The sequence below is a fragment of the Streptomyces sp. NPDC001890 genome (assembly GCF_042891445.1).
Classification (GTDB): domain Bacteria; phylum Actinomycetota; class Actinomycetes; order Streptomycetales; family Streptomycetaceae; genus Streptomyces.
In genome coordinates, this window is record NZ_JBIATE010000005.1 from 201,675 (window position 1) to 219,425 (window position 17,751).

At 72.6% G+C, this 17,751-nt stretch carries 18 protein-coding genes; 6 read left to right on the forward strand and 12 right to left on the reverse strand.

Annotated features, from left to right (window positions below; genetic code table 11):
• Positions 1 to 70: 70 nt before the first annotated feature.
• Complete coding sequence (locus tag ACFYY1_RS17345; protein ID WP_388585893.1) at positions 71 to 787, reverse strand: nitroreductase family protein; 717 nt, start codon at positions 785 to 787, stop codon at positions 71 to 73.
• Between the two features lie 228 nt (positions 788 to 1,015).
• On the opposite strand from ACFYY1_RS17345, the gene ACFYY1_RS17350 reads away from it, so the two are divergent.
• Genes ACFYY1_RS17350 through ACFYY1_RS17365 form a run of 4 tightly spaced genes read left to right on the forward strand, consistent with a single transcriptional unit; the run spans position 1,016 to position 3,951 of the window.
• Complete coding sequence (locus ACFYY1_RS17350) at positions 1,016 to 1,249, forward strand: acyl carrier protein (RefSeq protein WP_388585896.1); 234 nt, start codon at positions 1,016 to 1,018, stop codon at positions 1,247 to 1,249.
• Positions 1,246 to 2,496, forward strand: coding sequence for a beta-ketoacyl-[acyl-carrier-protein] synthase family protein (locus ACFYY1_RS17355; protein ID WP_388585897.1), 1,251 nt, complete (start codon positions 1,246 to 1,248; stop codon positions 2,494 to 2,496). Before ACFYY1_RS17350 ends, ACFYY1_RS17355 begins: the two co-directional genes overlap by 4 nt.
• 29 nt (positions 2,497 to 2,525) lie before the next feature.
• Positions 2,526 to 3,437: an alpha/beta fold hydrolase gene (locus tag ACFYY1_RS17360; protein WP_388585899.1), complete on the forward strand. Its 912-nt coding sequence runs from the start codon at positions 2,526 to 2,528 to the stop codon at positions 3,435 to 3,437.
• A gap of 13 nt (positions 3,438 to 3,450) precedes the next feature.
• The gene (locus ACFYY1_RS17365) at positions 3,451 to 3,951 is read left to right on the forward strand and encodes an SRPBCC family protein (RefSeq protein WP_388585902.1); all 501 of its coding nucleotides are present in this window, start codon (positions 3,451 to 3,453) and stop codon (positions 3,949 to 3,951) included.
• A gap of 46 nt (positions 3,952 to 3,997) precedes the next feature.
• On the opposite strand, the gene ACFYY1_RS17370 is transcribed toward ACFYY1_RS17365, so the two are convergent.
• A complete protein-coding gene (locus ACFYY1_RS17370) occupies positions 3,998 to 4,366 on the reverse strand; it encodes a nuclear transport factor 2 family protein (RefSeq protein ID WP_388585905.1) in 369 nt (122 codons plus the stop codon).
• A gap of 139 nt (positions 4,367 to 4,505) precedes the next feature.
• On the reverse strand, positions 4,506 to 4,961 hold the full coding sequence (locus tag ACFYY1_RS17375) for a DUF5709 domain-containing protein (protein ID WP_388585907.1): 456 nt from the start codon (positions 4,959 to 4,961) through the stop codon (positions 4,506 to 4,508).
• 264 nt (positions 4,962 to 5,225) lie between these two features.
• On the opposite strand from ACFYY1_RS17375, the gene ACFYY1_RS17380 reads away from it, so the two are divergent.
• A complete protein-coding gene (locus ACFYY1_RS17380; protein ID WP_388585909.1) occupies positions 5,226 to 5,456 on the forward strand; it encodes a DUF6296 family protein in 231 nt (76 codons plus the stop codon).
• A 24-nt stretch (positions 5,457 to 5,480) separates the two neighbouring features.
• Here the strand turns inward: ACFYY1_RS17380 and ACFYY1_RS17385 are convergent, their stop codons facing one another.
• From ACFYY1_RS17385 to ACFYY1_RS17405, 5 genes are all read right to left on the reverse strand, one after another.
• Positions 5,481 to 5,906 carry a cold-shock protein gene (locus ACFYY1_RS17385; RefSeq protein ID WP_388585911.1) on the reverse strand — a complete coding sequence of 142 codons (426 nt, stop codon included), beginning with the start codon at positions 5,904 to 5,906 and terminating at the stop codon, positions 5,481 to 5,483.
• Positions 5,907 to 6,045: 139 nt separating this feature from the next.
• Complete coding sequence (locus ACFYY1_RS17390) at positions 6,046 to 6,921, reverse strand: DMT family transporter (protein WP_388585914.1); 876 nt, start codon at positions 6,919 to 6,921, stop codon at positions 6,046 to 6,048.
• Positions 6,922 to 7,059: 138 nt separating this feature from the next.
• Positions 7,060 to 7,635, reverse strand: a complete 576-nt coding sequence (locus ACFYY1_RS17395; RefSeq protein WP_388585917.1) for a TetR/AcrR family transcriptional regulator — start codon at positions 7,633 to 7,635, stop codon at positions 7,060 to 7,062.
• Positions 7,636 to 7,653: 18 nt separating this feature from the next.
• On the reverse strand, positions 7,654 to 8,385 hold the full coding sequence (locus ACFYY1_RS17400) for a response regulator transcription factor (RefSeq protein WP_388585919.1): 732 nt from the start codon (positions 8,383 to 8,385) through the stop codon (positions 7,654 to 7,656).
• A 23-nt stretch (positions 8,386 to 8,408) separates the two neighbouring features.
• Positions 8,409 to 9,128, reverse strand: coding sequence for a 4'-phosphopantetheinyl transferase family protein (locus ACFYY1_RS17405; protein WP_388585921.1), 720 nt, complete (start codon positions 9,126 to 9,128; stop codon positions 8,409 to 8,411).
• 301 nt (positions 9,129 to 9,429) lie between these two features.
• Between ACFYY1_RS17405 and ACFYY1_RS17410 the strand changes: the two genes are divergently transcribed.
• Positions 9,430 to 10,653: an FAD-dependent oxidoreductase gene (locus tag ACFYY1_RS17410; protein ID WP_388585923.1), complete on the forward strand. Its 1,224-nt coding sequence runs from the start codon at positions 9,430 to 9,432 to the stop codon at positions 10,651 to 10,653.
• A gap of 59 nt (positions 10,654 to 10,712) precedes the next feature.
• On the opposite strand, the gene ACFYY1_RS17415 is transcribed toward ACFYY1_RS17410, so the two are convergent.
• From ACFYY1_RS17415 to aroA, 4 genes are read right to left on the reverse strand one after another with little or no spacing between them, the layout of a single operon-like run.
• Complete coding sequence (locus tag ACFYY1_RS17415) at positions 10,713 to 12,716, reverse strand: FAD-dependent oxidoreductase (protein ID WP_388585924.1); 2,004 nt, start codon at positions 12,714 to 12,716, stop codon at positions 10,713 to 10,715.
• Between the two features lie 43 nt (positions 12,717 to 12,759).
• Complete coding sequence (locus ACFYY1_RS17420; protein ID WP_388585927.1) at positions 12,760 to 13,593, reverse strand: SDR family oxidoreductase; 834 nt, start codon at positions 13,591 to 13,593, stop codon at positions 12,760 to 12,762.
• Positions 13,590 to 14,774 carry an acyl-CoA dehydrogenase family protein gene (locus ACFYY1_RS17425; RefSeq protein WP_388585928.1) on the reverse strand — a complete coding sequence of 395 codons (1,185 nt, stop codon included), beginning with the start codon at positions 14,772 to 14,774 and terminating at the stop codon, positions 13,590 to 13,592. Before ACFYY1_RS17425 ends, ACFYY1_RS17420 begins: the two co-directional genes overlap by 4 nt.
• Positions 14,771 to 17,722 (reverse strand): 3-phosphoshikimate 1-carboxyvinyltransferase, encoded by a 2,952-nt coding sequence (gene aroA / locus ACFYY1_RS17430; protein WP_388585930.1) that lies wholly within the window; start codon positions 17,720 to 17,722, stop codon positions 14,771 to 14,773. Before aroA ends, ACFYY1_RS17425 begins: the two co-directional genes overlap by 4 nt.
• Positions 17,723 to 17,751 lie beyond the last annotated feature (29 nt).

The window sequence follows — 17,751 nt, forward strand, 5'->3', positions numbered from 1 at the left end:
GAGGTGGAATCCGGCGGCCCGCCCGGTGGGCGGACGAGCCGTCACCGGGCAGGACCGACAGGGGTGCGTTTTACCAGCGGTCGCGGTGGATGACGTCCGCCACCGGGCGCCGCCGCACCGGGCCGAAGTTGCCCTGCGGCCATCCGACCGGAATGGCGGCATAGGTGTGCATGTCCTCGGGGATGCCGAGGGCTTCCTTCCACTCCTGCTCCAGCATCAGATGCCAGATGGTGATGTTCGCCGCGAGCCCCAGGGCCCGCGCGGCGAGCAGGACGTTCTGCACGCCGGGATAGACGCAGGAGCCCTCGGCGAGCGCCTGGAAACGCGCCTGGGTGTTCATCATGTGCTCGGTCGCGGCCGGGCCGAGCGCCTGCGCGGAGGCCAGCAGCCCCTCCTCGTCCAGACGCGGCTCCGGGAACCGGTAGCACGGCACGATCAGGGCCGGTGTGTCGGCGAAGTGGTCGCGCTGGTACTCGATCGCGGCGACCATCCGGCCGTACGCCGCGTCGTCCATGCCCTTCGGGGCGTACTTCCCGGTCGTCGCCAGATAGGCGTCCACGCACCGCTTCCACAGCGGCGCCAGACGGGCCATCACCTCCCGGTCGGTCACCACGACGTACTCGTAGCACTGCATGTTGCCGCCGCTGGGCCCCCAGACGGCTGCCTGTATGAGCTGCTCCAGCGTCTCGTCCGGCACCGGTTCCGGCTTCAGGCGGCGCATCGCGCGCATGGTGGACATGGTCGGGAAGAGGGCGGGTCCGTCCGAGTGAGTCATGTCGATCGTCATGATCGCGGAGTTTACGGGCCGGGCACCGGCCGAGGGGAGGCCCGCCGGGTGCCGTGAACCGCTGAATTCGTACACCTGGACTACTCCCCACCGCACGGGGGAACGCGGACCGGATGGACCTTCGCGAAGGCGTATAAATGGTTCTTCCGGACCAGCCGGCGTCCCCTGATGGCACTCACACCTCACGCGGCAGGGCGTCACCGCGTACGAGAGCGCAGGAGCGCCACCATGAGCACGGCAGAAGAGATCAGCACCTTGCTGGTGGCGAACTTCGGCACCGACCCCCTCGCCATCACCCCGGAGGTGTCGCTCCGTCACCTCCGCCTGGACTCACTGGCGTTGGAGGAGCTGCGGCTGATCATCGAGGACCGGATGGGCGTCGACCTGGACGATGTCCAGCTGTCCTCGCGGGACACCGTCGGGCGGCTCGTCGATGTGGTGCACCGCAAGGCAGCCGCGTGACGGGCCGCCCGTACCGTCCCGAGCCGTTCGCCGCCGCCGTCACCGGGATCGGCATGGTCACCGCCGCCGGCACCGGGGCCGAAGCGACCTGGCGCACCGTCCATGAGGCGTCGACCGCCCCGTCGGTGCCGCACCGGCCCGAACTCCACGGCCTGCCCTGCGACTTCATGTACACCATCACCGGCCTCGACCCGCGGGCACTGCTCGGGGTGGCGACCGCGCGGCTGATGGACCGCTTCTCCCAACTGGCCGTCATCGCGGCCCGCGAGGCCGTCGCCGACGCCGGTCTCGACCCCGCGGTCTGGGACGGCGGACGGGTCGCCGTCGTCATCGGCTCCGCCCACGGCGGACTGCCGTTCTACGACGAGCAGCACACCACCCTCACCGAACGCGGCGCACGCCGGGTCTCCCCGAAGCTCGCCCCGCTCACCGTCGTCAACGGCGCCGCCAGCAGCGTCGCCACCGACCTCGGCGCCCTCGGCCCGAGTCAGGCCGTCTCCACCGCCTGCTCCTCCGGCACGGTCGCCATCGGCACCGCCCACCAGATGCTGCGCACCGGGGCCTGCGACATCGTCGTCGCGGGCGGCGCCGAATCGGTCTGCTCCCGGCTGCTGATCGCCAGCGCCTGCCAGCTCAAGGCCGTCTCCACCCGGCGCGACGACCCCGAGGCGGCCTGCCGCCCCTTCGACACCCACCGGGACGGCTTCGTCGTCGGAGAGGGCGCCGGACTCCTCGTGCTGGAACGGCCGGAACACGCCCTGGCCCGCGGCGCCACCGTCCGCGCGCACATCGCCGGCTACGCCGCCTCCAGCGACGCCCACTCCGCCGTCGCCCCGGACCCCGAGGGCCTGGGCATCGAGCGGGCGCTGCGCTCCGCGCTCGCGGACGCCGGAATCGCGGCCCGCGACATCGGCCATGTCAACGCCCACGGCACCTCGACCGTCTCCAACGACCTCATCGAGGCGACGATGCTGCGCCGGGTCCTCGGCGAGCACCCCCTGGTGACCTCGACGAAGGCGATGACCGGACACACCCTGGGCGCCGCCGGCGGCATCGAGACCGCACTGACCGTGCTGGCGCTGGAGAACCAACTCGTGCCGCCCACCGTGAACCTCGACGCCCCCGACCCCGCGATCCCCATCGAAGTGGTGAGCAAGGAGGCGCGGCGAGGAACGTTCGACGCGGCCGTCAAGACCTCGCTCGGTTTCGGCGGACACAACGCCGCACTCGTTCTCACCAGGGCCTGACCCGGAAACCAAGAGGCAGACGAACCACCATGGCCGACGAGATCATCCGGACCCTGTCGGTGGACGGGCTGCGCTACAGCTACCGGGTCCTGAGGCAGCCCACGCCGCGCACCGAGCCGGTCATCATCCTCGGCGGCGCGCTCCAGGGCATGTACGGCTGGCCGCAGATGGACGACCACGTGGGGCCGCTCGCCTCCGTGGTCACCGCCGACCTGCCCGGCATGGGCGACGCGGACCTGCTCCCGCCCGGTGCGGGCGACGACGTCCTGCACGCCGCCGTCACCGGGATCATCGACGACCTGGACGTGGAGAGGGCCAACCTCTTCGGGTTCTCCTACGGCACCTCCATCGCCTTCGGCTGCGCACAGCGGCATCCCGGCCGGATCGCCCGGCTGATGCTCGGCGGAGTGCCCGCCCACATCACCGACGAGCAGCGCGACCGGTGGGGCCGTGCCGTCGACCGGCTGGAGACCGGCGACCTGGAGGGCCTGGCCGCACTGGCCGCCGGGGTGCTGATGTGCCAGGACCCCGGACGCAAGGTCCACCGCGGTGAGCTGGCGCGTCGCTATGTGAGGCGTTCGTTCCTGTACGCCCTCACCCACTCCCCGCACGCCGCGCTGTCGCTGCACCGGGCCCTGGGGCACCGGCCGGACTTCTCCGGCGGGCTGTCCGGCGTACCGGCCCTGGTCTTCGCCGGCGAGCACGACACGGTGACCTCGCCCGAGCGGCAGCGTGCCTTCGCGGCCACGATCGAGGGCAGCCGGTTCGTCACGATCGGGGAGTCCGACCACTGGGTCGTCCTGGAGCGTCCGGACGACGTGGCGGATCTCGCGGCCCGCTTCTTCACCGACCGCCCGCTGGAGCCGGCCCTGGTCGCCCTCCCCGGGCAGTCACGGACCTCGCCCGCACCGGCGGGACGGGACTTCGCCGACACCCCGTGAGGGAAGGAACCGTATGGACAAGCCCGAGTTCGTCTACCCCCTCTACATCCAGACCAGCGCCGAGAAGCTCTACCACGCACTGACCGACCCCGAGCTCATCAAGATCTACATGGGGGGTTACGGTCCCGACTCGACCTGGGTGCCCGGTGCACCGGTCCGCTGGAAGATGGACCCGGACGGCGAGTTCGAGGAGGTCGGCCAGCGGGTCCTGGAGGCGGAGCCCGGCAAGCGGCTCTCGTACACCTGGCACACCCTCCAGCCCATGCACCGCCAGATGTTCGACTTCGCCTCGGACGAGGAGTGGGAGCGGGCCGTCCGGGAGCGGTCGAAGGTCGCCTTCGACATCGAACCGGCCGGGGAACCCGAGCTGGGGATCAAGCTGACGCTCACCCATGACGGGTTCGACAGCCCGGACAGCAGGATGCTGGAGGGCGTCAGCGACGGCTGGGTCGCGATCCTCTCGACGCTCAAGACCCTTCTGGAGGGCGGGAAGTTCCTCGACGAGCCGGCCTGAGGCGGGTGGTGCGGTGCGGGGCCCGCCCCAGGCGTCCGGCGGACGTTCAGGCGCCGGGCACCCGGTCGAGGAAGCCGCTGACCGAGGTGATGCGTCCGTCGTCGGCGAGGGTGATCACGTCGAAGCCGGCGACGGGCGCCGAGCCGTCGGCGGTGGAGACCAGCTCCCAGCCGAACCGCGCGATGTCGTGATGGCCCTCCGGCGTGCCGGTGAGCCGGAACTCGAAGCCGGGGAACTGCCGATGCGCGCCGTCGATCGTGGCCGCGAGCTCTTCGTGGCCGCGCACATCGGCCAGCGGGTCGGTGTAGGTGGCGCTCTCGGTGAAGGCGGCCGCCACGGCCTTCGCCAGAGCCTCGGCGGTGGCCGCGTTCCAGGCGGCGAAGTAGCGCTGAACGGCCTCGTCGTATGCGGTCATCGCGGTGCCCTCTCCTCGTGTCCCGGCCCCTGGCCGGGCTCTCGTGTGCTGGTGAGGACCACGATGTCCGACGGCGGTGAGGGCGTCGATTACCTCCGGGGTAAGGGCCCGCGCGGCCCGGACCGGGGGAGGCGCCGTCTCAGAGCCGGCCGTCCGAGACCACATGCATGGCGGCCTCCTCGGCGGACGCGCCGGCCCCGTCGATCCCGACGTCCTCGCCCGCCATGGTGTCCGGCTCGTCGATGTCCAGCTGCCGGGTGAGCCGGCCGGCGCGCACCGTGCCGACCTCCTTGTCCCAGAGCTCGCCGTCGCCGCCGGGCAGGTCCCCCAGGCCGTCGCCCACCAGGTCGGAGGAGTCGGGGAGCTCGCGGGCCAGGCGGCCGTCCAGTGTCTCGCCGTCGTGCTGTTCGGCGGCGGTGGTGCCCCGGTCCTCCACCGCCCACGGCCGCTCGGGCGGCGAGTAGCCCTCGTCGAGTGCGTCGGTCAGCCCCCGGTTGTCCAGCGTGTCCTCGACGTCGAGCTGCTCGGTGAGGTCAGAGGCCTCCGGCTGCGGCTGGGGCTGGTAGACGTCGTCTCCCCGGTCGGCATCGTTCATGGCGTTGTCCCTTCCCGGTTTCGGGGATCCCGGGCGTGCATGCCGTGCACACGACTCGGGAGAAAGGGGGGCATTCATGCGGTATGCACCCGAGTGCTGTCGAACCGCCCGTATGGCTTCAGGATAACGGTCTCCCGCCCGCCCGGCCGTGGGCAGGAGGGAAGGTGCCCCCAGGGCCTTGCCCGGGCGCCCCGGGCCGGTCGGAGGGACCATGGAAGATGTGGGCGGAACATGCCCTGCCCCATCCGCTATCGGAGAACGGTCATGGATTACCCGGAGAGCTACCAGCTGGTATTTCAGGCGTCCGCGGTGGAGGACGACACGGTGACCGTCCGGCGCACGGCACAGTCGGGGGCGGGCGGCTTCCCGATCTACGAGGACGAGACCGGGATCGTGCGCGCGGAGATCAGCGACCGGGGCGAGGTACGCATGCTGGCCAGCGGCGGACACCAGGTGTTCGGCACCCCGCTGGTGGTGCGGGAGCCGAGCGGCTGAACGGCCGGATACGCCCCGGGGGTGTCAGCCCTCGGTCCAGCCGTGGTTCTTGGCGAACTGCAGCAGCCCGCGCCGGATCTGCAGGATCTGGGCACCCGTCAGCGTCGGTGCGGACTCCAGCAGCACGTCCGTCACGTCCCGGGTGTACTCGGCCGCGCTGAGCACATCGCACAGGGTGTCGTCGTCGGGGCCCGAGGAAGCGGTGACGCCCACCGGCCGCGGCGGAGTCAGCGGCTTCCCGTCGGGTCCCTCGGCGAGCCGGACGGACGACGCCTTCAGGCCGCGGTCCCCGTCCTCGATGTCGAACTCGACCGCCGTGCCCGTGTGGACGTAGGACTCCGGGATCAGCATGTCGTTCACATGGAGGAAGACGTCCTCGCCCCCGTGATCGGGCGAGATGAAGCCGTAACCCCGAGCTCCGTCGAACCGCACGACGCGACCAGAAACCACACCGACCCCCAGAAAAGAAACGGGCCCCTTGCCCGTACGCCACACATGGCCAGACCGGAGAATAGCCCCGAGCTGTCGACGGCGCGACCCGATCGGCCGCAATCACCCCGGTCCGGGGGCGGAGCACCCGCGCGCCGCCTCATCTCACCCTCCCCGCGGGCGGGGCCGGGTTTCCGGCCGCCAGCGGGGAGCGGGCCAGCTCGACACAGCCCGCCGTGATCAGGGCGAGCGCGACCAGCTCGGGCAGCACCCACCACCCGGTGCGCAGCTCCTCGCCGAACAGCGTCACCCCGTACGTCACGCTGATCAGCGCGTCCCCGAGGGTCAGCATCGGCTGGACGGCGACCAGCGTGCCCGCCTGGAGGGCGTTCTGGAGGAGGAACAGCGCGCCCACCCCGGCCGCCGCGGTGGCGTACAGCTGCCAGGACGTCAGGAGCGCCGCGGCCCCGCCGCCCCCTTCGAGCCGTGCCATGGCGTCCTTCATCAGCGCGGCCGTCAGGGCGTACCCGCACGCGGCGGCGAGGCCGAGCAGCGCGCCCCGGGTGTTGCCGCGGCTGCCCAGGGCCGCGCCGATCAGCGCGGCCTCGAAGAGCCCGGTCAGGATCAGCGCGGGGACCCAGGCCGCCCCGTGCACGCTCGTACTGCCGCCTTCGGGGGCCGCGGACGCCATGCCCAGGGCCAGCCCGGACGTCACGGCCGCCACCCCGTACCAGACCCGCCGGGGCAGCCGGACGCGCATGACGAACGCGGCCATCAGCAGCGTGGCGGGCAGCTCGATCACGAAGATCGGCTGGACCACGGCGATCGGCCCGGTGGCCAGCGCCACCGCCTGGCAGACGGCCGCGACGATCACCAGGCCGATCCCCGCGAGCCACAGTCGCTGGCGCACCAGGTGCCCGATCAGCGACAGCCGTATCGCCGCGCTGTCGGGGACGGTACGGGCCGCCCGGCGCTGGAGCACGGAGGCGGCGCCATTGCTGAACGCGGTGAGGACGGCGAACAGGACACTGATCACCGCACCATGATGCGGGCGGCCGTCCGCCGATCCCGGGTCCTGCGGCACGGCGGCATGGCGGGGGCCGGGTCCGTCCCGCCCCGCGGACCGAAGGCGTCCGCGCGGCCGGGCGGCGCGCAGCCCGGTTCGTGCGCCGGACTACGGCGCGGCCGCGCCGCCTGCCGGGCGCAGTGCCTGCCAGGCGTCGGCGGCGGCCGCCTCGGGGTGGACGGGGGCGTCGTGCAGCCAGTGGGTGATGAGCCCCATGACCGCCCCGGTGGCGCAGTGGGCGCGCATCTCGACGACCGGGGAGTCGGACGCGCCGACCCCTGCCTCGACCAGCTGGAGCGTCACCTGCTCGGCGACCAGCTGGTGCAGACGGTTGATGAAGCGCGCCGATCCGCACGGGCCGAGCATCCGGCGGTAGAGCACCGCGTTCGCGTCGACGTGGTGCAGGATGTCGACGAACGCCGGGGGCATGTCGTGCGGCAGCACCACGAGGGGACACCGCGCGACCAGGCCGACCAGGCCGGCCAGCTCGTTCTCCATCGCGTCCAGCAGCAACTCGTCCCGGTCGCGGTAGTGCTGATAGACCGTCGCGCGATTGATGGTGGCCCGCTCGGCGACGTGGGCGATGGTGATGGACTCGGGCTCGCGCTCGGTGGCGAGCTCCAGTACGGCGGCCCGCAACAGGGCACGGGTCCGCTGCACCCGGGGATCGACACGCTTGGTCATCCGGCCAGCCTACACGGGTTAGGCGACAGGTGTCGCGGACTGTGGGCCGTCCAGTGCCCGTCCCGTACCACGGCCGGGGTCCTCCAGCAGCAGGCCGTACTCGAGGGCCCGGACGACGGCGAGTGTGCGGTTGGGACAGTTCAGCTTGGCCAGGACGTTGCCGACCAGCCGCTTCACGCCGTGCTCGGAGATCTGCAGCCGTCGGGCGGCCTGCTTGTTGCTCAGCCCCTCGGCCACCAGGCGGAGCACCTGGAGTTCGCGCGGGGTCAGTCCGGTGCCCGGGGTTCCCCAGGGCTGCGTCTCGGTGGCCGGCTGGCCGTTCTGCCGCAGCACCCGCCGGGCGAGCGCCGTCGACACGTAGAACTTGCCGGCCATGACGTCCGAGACGGCGTCGCCGAAGACCCGCGGCGTGAGCCCGGACAAGTCGATCAGGGCCTGGACGCAGGAGTGGGTGGTCCGGGGCATTCCGAGCGAGTCGGAGCCGTCGACCAGCAGCAGGAGCCGGACCCGGTGTTCGCTCAGGCCGTCGGAGGTGGCCGGGTTCTCGGTGGTCGCGAGCTCCGCCGCGGACATGACCACCAGATCGCAGGTGTCGACGCTTGCTCGCACCGCTTCCTCGACGGTGCTGAAACACATGACGTCGGCGACGTCCGGAAGGAGACGGAGCATTCCTTCGACCCCGTATCTGAGGACCTCGTTCTGCAGGATCAGCGCGATTCGGAGACCGGTCTCGTCTGATCGGGTTACCACTTGAAATCCTCCTGTGTGGGATATCAACTGCAGGCTGGGACGGCGATCGCGGACATGACGCCGGCTCGGGCGGGCAGGTCGGTGACCGACCAGGTTTCGAATGCGCATCCCGTGACCCGGTGGATCACTTGTGCGCCGGCCCGTCCGGGGTCCACGTCGATCGCCCCGAGTTCGGCTTCGATGCCTATTCCGCTGGCCTTGACGACCGCTTCCTTCCTGGTCCAGCAGCGGATGAACTCGGCGGCGCGGAATTCCGGCGGAACTCTGCCGAGATGGCGCCGTTCGCCCGCGCTCAGGATCGCGGGTGTGAGCGAGGACACATCCATCGGGCGCACCCGCTCCAGGTCGACCCCCACCCGGACGCCCTCGGCGGCGGCGCACACCCAGTGCGGGCCGGACCGGGAGAGGCTGAACTCCCAGCGCGTGCGCGGTCTGCTGATGTACGGCCGGCCGTGGGTCGTGCGACCGCAGCCGGCGCACGGGCGCCGGCCGAACCGGATCCTCGCCGGGTCGCACCCCAGGATTCCGGCGAGACACCGTCGCACCTCGGCGTGCGCGGTGGCGTAGTGCACGGAACGTAGCGGGTCGCGAAAGGCCGCGACCCTACTGCGCTCCTCTGCGGAGAGGATGTCGAGATCGCCGGATGCGACTCGGCCGGTGGATCGCCCGTGCCGGACCACCACGTGGTCCGGTACGTCGGCGCGGGCGAATTGTTTCAAAAGATCCGCTGCGAACGTGCTCATAGGAAACGAAACACCCCCCGTGTTCGTGCAGGGCCGACTCTCGGCGGCTCGCTGCGTTCTCAATGCAACACGGCTCCGCTGTACTTCCGCTGTACGTTCCAGATACCGCGCCGCCCGGATATGAATGTGACTCTTCGTAACCTCACGTTCATTCCGCCGACGCCGATCGGGCTGCCCGATCGGGTAGCCCGGAGGTGGCCGCGGCGGACTCCGGAAGGCCCCCTCGGGTCGGCCTCCCGACAGGGCGCCGGCTGCTGTGAGGATGCTCTCGAATCTGCCGACGCCTGTACGGAGGCCATCGATGACGACATCAGATCCCGACCTGAGCGGCCTGGAAACGGACGTGTGCGTGGTCGGCGGCGGAGCCACCGCCCTGTACGGCGCGCTGCTGTGCGCGCGGGCCGGCCATTCGGTCGTACTGGTCTTCTCCCAGCCCGAGTTCGAGGCCGCCGGGGCGGGGATCTCACCGCTGCTGGCCCCGCCGACGCTCGGACTGCTGGCCGCCTCGGGCATCGACGAGCAACTCACCGCGGCCGGCCGGAAGGTCCTGGGCGTGGACGACCACGGCAGCACGGGGATGCTCTCCACCTGGCGGTACGCCGACCACGCCGGGATCGCCCGGCCGTACGGTCTCACCGTGCCGACCGGGACCACCGTCCAGGCACTGCTCGCCGCGCTGCGCGCGCAGCCGCGGGCCACCGTGCTGACCGGCGAGGGCGTCGTCTCGGTGGAGCAGGACGACGAGCGCGTCGTGCTCGGCTTCGAACGGGCCGCCGGGCCGGACGGCGGCGTGCCCGCGCGGCGGCGCGTCGCGGCCCGATACGCCGTGGCCGCCGACGGCCGGCAGTCCGCGCTGCGCGACCTGGTGGGCGTCCGGCTGGAGGTCTCGGCCTTCGACCGGCCGGCCTGGCTGCTGGTGGCACCCGACGTACCGGGGCGCGAATCCGTCCTGCTGGTACACCACCGGGCTCCGCGCGCCCTCTTCACGATCCCCACCCCGGGCCCCTCGTCGGCCCTTGTCTGGTCGCCCGACCGGGACCAGGAGAAGCAACTGGAACACGGCGGTCCGGCGGAGCTCGCCGAACAGATCAAGGAGGTCGACCCCGAGCTGTCCGAGTGGCTCGGCACGGTCGACGGCCGTACCTCGCCGGTGATGCGGCTGGGCTTCTCGCTCTGGCGGGCTCCCTCCTGGCGGGTCGGCCGGGTGCTGCTGGTCGGCGAGAGCGTGCACGGGCTCCACACGCTCGGCGGCCAGGGGCTCAACCAGTCGCTGCAGGGTGCCGCGTCGGCGGCCGCGGCGATCGGCGCGGCCCTCACCTCCGGGGACCCGACGGCGATCGAGGACTACGAGCGGGTGCGCCGCCCGCACGTCGAACGGCTGCAGGACCTCCAGTGGAATCTGCAGGCGCTGGGCTACGGCACCACACCGGCGGTGAAGGGCGCGCACGAGGACTTCATCGACGTGATGACCGCACTGCCCCCGGAGCTCGTCGCGCAGCTCGACGGAAGCGACGTCCGGGCCTGAGCACGCGTACGGAACCGATGGAGGGCGTCCCCGGCCGGGGACGCCCTCCATCGGCGGTGTCAGCGGCCCGGCGTCGGAACCCGCCGCTGCGGCGAGCGGGGCACGGACGGGGCTCCTCCCCTCCCGAGTTCGTACGCGGCCCGCAGCCCCTGCTCGACCGCGCGGACGGCGTTCAGGCCGCGGGCGTCGGCCGCGCCGCCCACCAGCCGGTACGGGACGCCCAGCCCGGCCAGCAGCGGACGCAGGCCGTCCGCCGGGACCTGCCCGGCCGCGATCACCACCGAGTCGGCGGGCAGCAGCCGCCGCACCCCGTCCACGTCGGTCAGCAGGACTCCGTCCGGCAGGACGGCCTCGTAGCGGACACCGGTCAGCCACTCGGCGCCGTGCCGTCTCAGCTCGGCCAGCACCGCCCAGCGGGTGCTGCGGCCCATGCCGTCGCCGATCCGGCCCGAGCGGCGCAGCAGCGTCACCGGGCGGTGCGGTGCCAGCAGATGCGCCAGGTCCACGGCGATGCCGCCGCCGCCGATCACCACGACCCGCTCGCCCAGCGCTTCCGGGCGGGCGAACGCCTGCCGGTAGTCGACGACGTGGGGCAGGTGCTCGCCCGGCAGACCGGCCGGCCGCGGCAGCACCCCGGTCGCCGCCAGCACGCCGTCGAAGCGCCGCAGCGCATCGGCGTCCGAGGCGTCGACGGGGTGGTTCGGACGCACCGTCACCCCGAGCCGTCGCAGCTCCCCGGCGAAGTACCCGACGGTGGCACCGAAGTCCGCCTTGCCGGGGACGAGCCGGGCGAGCCGGAACTGGCCGCCGAGTTCGGCCCCGGCCTCGAAGAGCTCCACCCGGTGCCCCAGCGAGGCCAGCGCCCGGGCGCCCTCCAGCCCGGCAGGACCGCCGCCGACCACCGCGAAACGGCCACGCCCGGCACGGCGCCGCCGCACGGGCACCGGGAACTCGATCTCCCGCCCGGCCCGCGGGTTGACCAGGCAGGAGACCGGCTCGTCGCCGAGCGAGCGGTCGATGCACGCCTCGTTGCAGGCGATGCAGACATTCGGTGCCGGGCCGTTCACCAGACGGGACTTGCGGATGATCGCCGGGTCGGCCAGGAACGGACGGGCCATGGAGACGAAGTCGGCGTCCGCACGGGCCAGCACCCGCTCCGCGAGCTCCAGCCGGTTGATCCGGTTGGAGGCGATCACCGGGGTGGACAGTCCGGCCCGCCGCAGCGACCGGCGGATCCGCGCGGCGTGGCCGACCCAGGCGCCCGGCTCCACGATGCTCTGCACCGTCGGTGTCCGGGACTCGTGCCAGCCGACGCCCACGTTGAGGGCCGCGACCCCGGCGCGGGCCAGCAGGCCGGCGAACCGCTGGATCTCCTCCGCCGTACTGGACCCCTCCATCAGGTCGGCGCCGGAGATCCGGAACAGCACGGGGAAGTCCGGTCCGGTCGATGCCCGCACGGCGTCCAGCACCGCGAGCGGGAACCGCGTCCGGCGCCGGGCGTCACCGCCCCACCGGTCCTCGCGCAGATTGGTCAGCGGCGAGAGGAACTGGTTGAGCAGATAGCCCTCGGAGGCCATTACCTCCACCGCGTCGAAGCCCAACTCGCGGGCGCGCGCCGCGCCCGCCGCGAACGCGTCGAGCAGGTGCGCCATGCCGTCCTCGTCCAGGGCCCGCGGCACCCCGAAGGGGCCCGGCACCGCCGACGGCGCGACCGGGGTGCGGCCGGTCGCCGCCACCGAGGTGTACCGGCCGGCGTGGAAGAGCTGAAGGGCGATGCGACCGCCCTCGCGGTGGACGGCCTCCGCCCAGGCCGCGAGGGCCCGGTGCCGGGCGGGGTCGTCGATCCGGGCGTAGTGCCGCCCGCCGGAGCCCTCCGGGCTCACCGCGCAGCCTCCGGTGACGATGAGCCCGGCGCCGCCCCGGGCGCGCTCGGCGTAGAAGGCCGCCATGGCGGCGCCGCCGTCCTCGCGCGTCTCCAGGTTGAGGTGCATGGCACCCATGACGATCCGGTTGGCGAGAGTCAGCCCGCCCATGTCACCGGGGCGGAACACGTGCTTCAGCACCTGAGGGCCTTTCGTTCGGATCGGACCGGGGCGCGGTGCCTGCTCAGCGCTCCCGGACCGGCCGCGGGGGCAGGCTGAGCGGTGCGGAGGCGTCGGCGAAGAACGGCGGGGCGACCACGCTCAGGCCGCCGTCCACCACCAGGGTCTGCCCGGTGACGTACTCCGAGGCGGGCGAGAGCAGGAAGGCGATGGCGTCCGCCACCTCCTGGACACTGCCCGGCCTGCCCTTCGGGATCCGGTCGAGCACCGTGTCCATGCCGGGCATGCCGGGCACGCCGTAGAAGAACTCCAGCGAGTCCGAATCGATCAGCCCGCCGTTCACCGCGTTCACATTGACGCCGTACGGAGCGAACTCCAGCGCCATGTAACGCACCCAGGACTCCAGTGCCGCCTTCATCGACCCGAGCGCGGCGTACGTCGGATAGGCGCGGACGCTGCCGTAGCTCGACAGCGCCACGATCCGCCCGCCGTCGTCCATCAGCCGGACGGCCTGCTGGGCGCCGAGCACGAACGGCCGCAGGTTCATCGCGTACGACCGGTCCAGATGGTGCGGCTTGAGATCCATGATGTTCTTGAACGCGCCGGCCGCCGCGTTGGAGACGAAGTGGTCGAGGCGCCCGAACTCCGCCCGCACCGTCGCGAACAGCTCCTCGACGCCCTCCACCGACTCCACGTCCGCCCGCACGGCGAGGCCCCGGCCGCCGGCCTCCTCCAGATCGGCCACCGTCCTGCCCGCCAGGTCGGCGTTCTTCTTGTAGTTCACCACCACGGTGGCACCGGCCCGGCCCAGGGTCAGCGCGAGCGCCCTGCCGATTCCCCTGGACGCGCCGGTGATCAGCACGATCCGGTCCTTGAACTGTTCGGCGACGGGGCTCACCGGCCGGCCTCCGCACCGCTCAGGAGCTCCCGGAACACGACAGCCTTCTGGATCTCGTTGGTGCCCTCCTCGAAGCGCTGGGCCCGTGCGTCCCGGTAGACCCGCTCGATGGGGCTGCTCTTCCAGTACCCCGAACCCCCGTGCACCTGAAGGGCCTTGTCGGTGACCCGGGTGAGCATGTCGACCGCCGTCAGCTTGGCCATCGAGGAGAGCTTCGCCGCGTCCCGCTCGCCGGCCTCCCAGCGGCGCGCCGCGTGCAGGGCCAGCTGACGGCTCGCCTCGATGTCGGCCTCGTTCTCCGCGAGCATGAACTGCAGGGCCTGACGGGAGGTCAGCGGCTTGCCGAAGGTCACCCGGCCGCGGGCGTACTCCAGCGCCAGCTCCTGCGCCCGGCTCGCCAGCCCCACACAGCTCATCGCCACCGAGATCCGGGACGGCGTCAGGAAACCGCCCAGGGCGACCGCCAGGCCGTCGCCCTCGGCGCCGAGGCGGTGGGCCACCGGCACGGGAGTGCGGTCGAAGGTCAGCCGGGCGTGGTCGGTGCCCACCACGCCCATGGTCTGCGAGGTGTCCTCGACCGTCACTCCGGGAGCGTCGCGCGGCACCATGAGCGCCACCGTTCCCTCGTGGCCGGTGCTGCCCGCCACCCGCGCGGCCAGCAGCCAGTAGTCGCAGCGCACTCCGAAGGTGATCAGGTGCTTCGCGCCGGTCAGGTAGTACGTGTCGCCCTCCCTGACCACGGTCGAGCGCAGGTCCGCGCCGGAGCCTGCCTGCGGTTCGGTGAGCGTGAAGGCGACCCTGATCCGGCCCGCGACCGAAGGCAGCACGAACCGCTCGCGCTGCTCGGGGGTGGCGAACTCGTCCATCGCCCGCCAGGTGCCGTTGACCACGTGGACGATCATCCGGATCGAGGCGTGCGAGCGGGCGAACAGCTCGATCAGCTCCATCCACTGCGGGAACGAGACGCCGCGCCCGCCGTACTCGGGCGGCGCGGCCAGCGACAGATAGCCGCGCTCGCGCAGCTCGGTCCACAGTTCCTCCGGCACCGTGCCCGAGGACTCGATCCGGTCGGCCCACGCCTCGGCGGGCCCGGCGACGTACTCGGCGATCTCGGCCCGGAGCCGCTCGAACACGGCCGGGTCGAGGGCCGGTGTGCGGGGGGCGACGTCTGTGGCGTTCATGCGTGCTGCTCCTCGGGGACGGTCCGGAGCGGGGTCTCGGCCCGCTGCCGGAGGACGAACTTCTGTACCTTGCCTGCGGGGTTGCGCGGCAGCCGGTCCACCAGCCGCAGCCGCTCCGGCCAGTAGTGCTTGGAAACCCGGTGCTGCTCCAGGTACTTGCGCATCGCGTCCAGATCGAGGTCGCCGTCCTCGGCGAGCACGACGAAGGCACAGGCGCGTTCGCCGAGCCGCTCGTCGGGCATCCCGACCACCGCCACCTCGTCGACCGAGGGATGCCGGTGCAGCAGTTCCTCCACCTCCGCGACCGGAACCTTCTCCCCGCCCCGGTTGATGACGTCCTTGACCCGGCCGGTGATCCGCAGGCACCCGTCGCCGCCGATCACCGCGAGGTCACCGGTCCGGTACCAGCCGTCCGCGGTCCACACCTCGGCGGTGAGGTCGGGGCGGTCGAGATAGCCGACGAAGGGCGTCGGGGTGTGGATCTCCAGATTGCCCTCGTGGCCGGCCGCGAGCACCGTGCCGGTGTCGTCGGTGACCCGCAGCCGGACACCGTCCATCGCGCGGCCGTCGGAACCCCACGTCGTCGAGGGTTCGTCGTCCGGCGCGGACAGCGCCCCCAGACACGTCTCGGTGGTGCCGAACGCCCCGCACACGGAGGCGCCCAGCACCCCCGTCGCCCGCTCGGCGAGATGGCGCGGCACGGCGGCGCCGGCGACCACGAAGATCCGCAGCGCGGACGGGACCGGCCGGCCGTCCGTGACCTCCCGCACCAGGTCGGCCAGGAACGGGGTCGCCGCCTGGACGAAGGTGCCGCGGTGCTCGCGCAGCGCCCGCAGGGCCGTTGCGGCGTCCCACTGCGCCTGCACCAGTTGGGGCACGCCCAGCGTGACGCCCAGCCACATGCCGTAGAGGAAGCCGGTCTGATGGGCCAGCGGGGAAGGGATGTGGACGACGTCGCGGTCGTCGAGACCCAGCCGTTCGACCTGGAGACGGACCGCGTGGGCGAGGGTGTCGTGGCGGTGCAGCACGCCCTTGGGCTCGCCGGTGGTGCCGGAGGTGAAGAGCAACTGGGCGAGCGCGTCGGGAGCGGGGCCGCGGGCGGCGAGCGCCTCGGGGTCCGGCTCGGCTGCGGTGACCGTGGCGTTCCAGTCCGACCAGCCGAGCCCCGCGTCCTCGGCGGGCAGCTCCACCGGGGCACGGTCCGCGGAGACCACCGAGACGTGGCGCAGCGCGCCCCGCGCGGCCGGGTCCTCGGCGAGCCAGGCCGCGGTCTCCCGGCCGTGCTCGCGGTTGCGGAAGCGGTCGGGGACCAGCAGCACCCGCGCGCCGGAGCGGCGCAGCGCGAAGGCCAGTTCACGCTCGCGGAAGATCGGCATCAGCGGGCAGCAGACCGCACCGATCCGCAGCACCGCCAGCGACACCTCGACGAACTCGGCCCAGTTGGGCAGCTGGTAGGCAACCGGTTCGCCCGGCTCGACGCCGAGGGACAGCAGGGTCGCGGCCGCCCGGTCCACCCGGCGGTCCAGCTCGCGCCAGGTGAGCGAGGTGTCGCCGCCCCGGCGCACGTCCACCACTGCGGTGGCGTCCGGCCGCTGCCGGGCCCAGTGCCGCAGCAGATCGGGCAGCGACTCGGGCGGTGTGGCGGGCAGGGCCGATTCGACGGACATCCGGAGCCCGAGGCCGGTCATGTCGTCCAGGAAGGCCGGGTAGGAGATCCGGTAGGCGCGCGGGTACGTCAGGGTGCTGGCACCGCGGGCCCTGGTGCCGGCCAGCGCGAGCGACATCAGCACCCGGTGGTCGTTGTACGAGGAGAGCCCGGCGCCCTCCAGCCCGCTCACCCCGCGGACCAGCAGCCGGTCACCCTCCACGCGGAGGTCGCCGCCCATGCTGTTGAGCTGGAGCATCGCCGCGACCCGGTCGGACTCCTTGAGCCGGACGTGGCCGATGTGCTCGAAGACCGTCTCGCCCGCCGCGAAGGTCGCCAGCGTGGCGAGCGCCGGGAGCATGTCGGGGATTTCCCGGCAGTCCACGGTGGTGGCGCGCAGCCGGACGCCGTCATGGCGTATCCGCAGGCCGCCGGCCCGTTCGTCGAGCTCCATGGGCACGCCCATCCGCCCGACCACGTCGAGGAAACGCGCCTCCGGGTGGTCCACGGGGTCGCCGTCGAGCCGGGTGATGCCGCGCAGCAGTACGTCGGAGGGGTGGAGGGCGGCGGCGACGACGCCGAACGCGGCGGACCCGAGGTCCGGCGGGATCGTCAGATCGGTCGGGACGGCCCGCTGGCCGGGTTCGATCTCGAACCGCCGCCAGTCGTCCGAGACGTCCACCCGCAGGCCGAAGCGGCGCATCATCGCCACCGTCAGCTCGATGTACGGCTGCTCGTTGACCTGGCCCCGCACCTCGATGACGGTGCGCCCGGTGGCGAACGGGGCGAGCAGGACCAGTCCGGACACCCACTGGGAGAGGGTGCCGGGGACGACCACCCGGCCGCCGGACGGCCGGCCCGGCCGCACGTGCACCGGGGGGCAGCCGTCCGCCGAGTCCAGCCGGACGCCCAGCTCGCGCAGGGCGTCCAGCAGCGGACCGACCGGCCGGCGCTGGAAGTACTTCTGGCCGGTGACGGTGACGGGGGAGCCGGCGAGCGAGGCGAGACCCAGCATGAAGTACAGCGTGGTCCCGGAACTGCCGGCCGAGACGCTCTCGCGGCGCGGCCGGTAGGGGCCGCCCCGCACGACGTAGCTGTCGCCCTCGACGGTGATCCGGGTGCCGAGGTCGCGCAGCAGCCGGATGGTGTACTGCACATGGCGGGCGTCGGAGACGCCGGTGATCCGGCTGGTGCCCTCGGCGAGCGAGGCGAGTATCAGAGCTCGGTGCACGTGGTACTTGGAATGCGGAACCGTGAGCTCACCTCTGAGTGGCTGCCGGTTCGGCCTGAGCGTGAGATGCATGAACTGCCTTTCCGGCTCGGCGGGTCGGG

Bases quoted from the DNA above. Each gene is read 5' to 3' on its own strand.
- ACFYY1_RS17345 (WP_388585893.1), bottom strand. From the start codon at position 787: ATGACGATCGACATGACTCACTCGGACGGACCCGCCCTCTTCCCGACC.
- ACFYY1_RS17350 (WP_388585896.1), top strand. From the start codon at position 1,016: ATGAGCACGGCAGAAGAGATCAGCACCTTGCTGGTGGCGAACTTCGGC.
- ACFYY1_RS17360 (WP_388585899.1), top strand. From the start codon at position 2,526: ATGGCCGACGAGATCATCCGGACCCTGTCGGTGGACGGGCTGCGCTAC.
- ACFYY1_RS17365 (WP_388585902.1), top strand. From the start codon at position 3,451: ATGGACAAGCCCGAGTTCGTCTACCCCCTCTACATCCAGACCAGCGCC.
- ACFYY1_RS17370 (WP_388585905.1), bottom strand. From the start codon at position 4,366: ATGACCGCATACGACGAGGCCGTTCAGCGCTACTTCGCCGCCTGGAAC.
- ACFYY1_RS17375 (WP_388585907.1), bottom strand. From the start codon at position 4,961: ATGAACGATGCCGACCGGGGAGACGACGTCTACCAGCCCCAGCCGCAG.
- ACFYY1_RS17380 (WP_388585909.1), top strand. From the start codon at position 5,226: ATGGATTACCCGGAGAGCTACCAGCTGGTATTTCAGGCGTCCGCGGTG.
- ACFYY1_RS17395 (WP_388585917.1), bottom strand. From the start codon at position 7,635: ATGACCAAGCGTGTCGATCCCCGGGTGCAGCGGACCCGTGCCCTGTTG.
- ACFYY1_RS17405 (WP_388585921.1), bottom strand. From the start codon at position 9,128: ATGAGCACGTTCGCAGCGGATCTTTTGAAACAATTCGCCCGCGCCGAC.
- ACFYY1_RS17410 (WP_388585923.1), top strand. From the start codon at position 9,430: ATGACGACATCAGATCCCGACCTGAGCGGCCTGGAAACGGACGTGTGC.
- ACFYY1_RS17425 (WP_388585928.1), bottom strand. From the start codon at position 14,774: ATGAACGCCACAGACGTCGCCCCCCGCACACCGGCCCTCGACCCGGCC.
- aroA (WP_388585930.1), bottom strand. From the start codon at position 17,722: ATGCATCTCACGCTCAGGCCGAACCGGCAGCCACTCAGAGGTGAGCTC.